Below are 2,263 nucleotides of genomic sequence, written 5' to 3'. Positions count from 1 at the left end.
CTTTTATCAGCCTGTAATTCAGCGTGAAAGACCTGCCGCAATCCAGCGCCGCCATAACGTTCTCTTTCCTGAAACTTTCGAGGAATTTCTGTCTGTCATCGGGGTAAACTATAAGGTTGCAGTTGCGGACGGTATCAGCATAAAAGTCATCACCCTCAGACCGCCTTGTAAGTTCTTTATACTCACCTGCGGCGGCATATTCAACATAACTGTCATCATCGGTATCGATGACATAAACGCTCTCATAGTCATCAGCCAGCGCCATAGCCAGCTGAACAAAGGTCATGGACTCGTTTTCATTCACATGGTTTTCCGTTACGGACTTATCCATCGAAACGTCACCTCACTTTTCGGTTGATAATAACCGGCCAAAATACTTTGTATCATTATAACACATTTCTTCAAAGATTGCAAGTACCGATTTGTAAAAATGCACGAATAATTCGTTTTTTTGTTTTCACTTTATGGTTCACAAGAACGTGCCTGCCGCTGAACTGCGCGGTCTGCTGCTTACCATTGACAAACCCGCTCCGCCGTGTTAAAATATCTTTAAGAAGATACCGCCGACCTGCATGCGGCATGTCTTTAAGGGAGGGAACAAATATGTCATGTTTTACAGACAGGCTCATACAGTCGGATGACAGCTTTTTTGTGCGCTGTGTGGGCGTTAGCGACAGCTATATAAAAGATATACTCGAACTTGACACGCTTTACGGCGGCTGGGATTATGTCCGTGTAAACGGGCTGATGCCGCCGCAGGATAAAGACACGCTTGAACGACTGCGCATTGAAGCCCTCGATTTTGAGAGCAGTTTTGAGGGCGCAAGGGTGCTGGCACTCTACCGAAGCAGTGTGCCATCGGTCAATCCGTCCATTGAGAACAATCTTGTTATCAGCCTGCTTTACTGGCGGGCACTGCTTGAAAGCGACAAGGGCGTTTTCGTCTACAGCGGCAAAACAGGCTACAAGGAATATCTCTTCTGCTACATGGCTTATCTGCTGGGCTGGCAGGTGTTCATGCTGATGCCTGTGGGCGAGGGCAAGCTGTCGGAGGTGCTGACAGTGCGTTCGGAACAGCTGGTGATAGGTGAAGAAAAGGCTGTGGATATCCCGACGTTCGTACCACCGCTGAACAGCCCGCCGCGCCGTCCGCCACAGCGCCGGACTGTTCCCGAAGAAGACCACACGGGTGAGCGTTCACCGATAACAGGGAATGTCCGCCTGAAAGTGCCGCCCCGCGCGGGCAGACACGGAAGTCCCGTTACTAACGGCAACAGGGTGAATATCCCGCCGCGCCCCGACAGGAATGCTCCCCCGCCGAATGGTGCTGTTCCGCCAAGACCTGACAGAGGTCAGCCGCCGATGGGCGGAAACAGGGTGAATATCCCGCCGCGTCCTGACAGGAACGCTCCCCCGCCGAATGGTGCGGCTGTTCCGCCAAGACCCGAAAGAGGTCAGCCGCCGATGGGCGGAAACAGGGTGAATATCCCGCCGCGCCCCGATAGGAACGCTCCCCCGCCGAATGGTGCTGTTCCGCCAAGACCAGCTCGGAGCGGTTTTCCGCCGCGAACACCTATACCTGCGCACAGCGGCGTGGGCTGGCGTGAACTTCCGCCAAGACCGCAGAGCCGTCCGCCGCAGAATGCACCTGCACCCGCAGGCAGAGTTATGTCATGGTCTGAGATAGCGGGACTTTCGGGTTCGGTGGTAAGACTGGAGGCGCTGGGATATGCGGGCGCGACATCGGTAATCGGTTCGGGCGTGGTCATCAACCGACACGGCTACATACTCACCGGTTTCAGCATGGTGCGCGACAGCATGCAGATAAAGGCGCAGGTCGAACGAGATGAACACACCTACTACGCAAGGGTCATAAAGTACCACACCGAGCACGACCTCGCTGTGCTGAAAATAGAGTGCATGGTGACTCCGCTGACCATTTACACAGGCGTGCAGGAACCGACTGAGGGTCAGCCGATATATATTATCGGCAGCGGCGGCGGCAGGCTCAACAATATCTATGAGGGCAAGATAACAGGTTTCAAGAACTATTACGGCTTCAATAACATAGTATTCTCATCACAGCAGGATCACGGCAGTACAGGCGGCGCACTGCTCAATAGCTGCGGCGAACTGATAGGCTTGTGCTTCGGCACTGCTTACGGCGCTTACGCGGCAGATCAGGCGGTAAGCTGCCGAATGCTCGAACCTTTTGTGCATGGATTTTTAGAATGATACCAAAAGCCGCCCGCAGGTCTAAAAT

2 protein-coding genes are annotated in these 2,263 nt (G+C 53.6%); one reads left to right on the top strand and one right to left on the bottom strand.

The genetic code is table 11. The annotated features are described in order from the left end of the window. On the bottom strand, positions 1 to 331 hold a 331-nt coding region (locus tag CUS_RS07680), incomplete at its 3' end, for a hypothetical protein (protein ID WP_002849154.1). Positions 332 to 603: 272 nt separating this feature from the next. Here CUS_RS07680 and CUS_RS07675 point away from each other — a divergent pair. Beyond that, on the top strand, positions 604 to 2,235 hold the full coding sequence (locus CUS_RS07675; RefSeq protein WP_002849156.1) for a S1 family peptidase: 1,632 nt from the start codon (positions 604 to 606) through the stop codon (positions 2,233 to 2,235). The last annotated feature ends 28 nt before the right edge of the window (positions 2,236 to 2,263 follow it).

The sequence above is a fragment of the Hominimerdicola alba 8 genome (assembly GCF_000178155.2).
Lineage (GTDB): Bacteria > Bacillota > Clostridia > Oscillospirales > Ruminococcaceae > Hominimerdicola > Hominimerdicola alba_C.
Note: the sequence above shows the minus strand (reverse complement) of the source record. Positions and strands in the feature narration are given on the sequence as shown.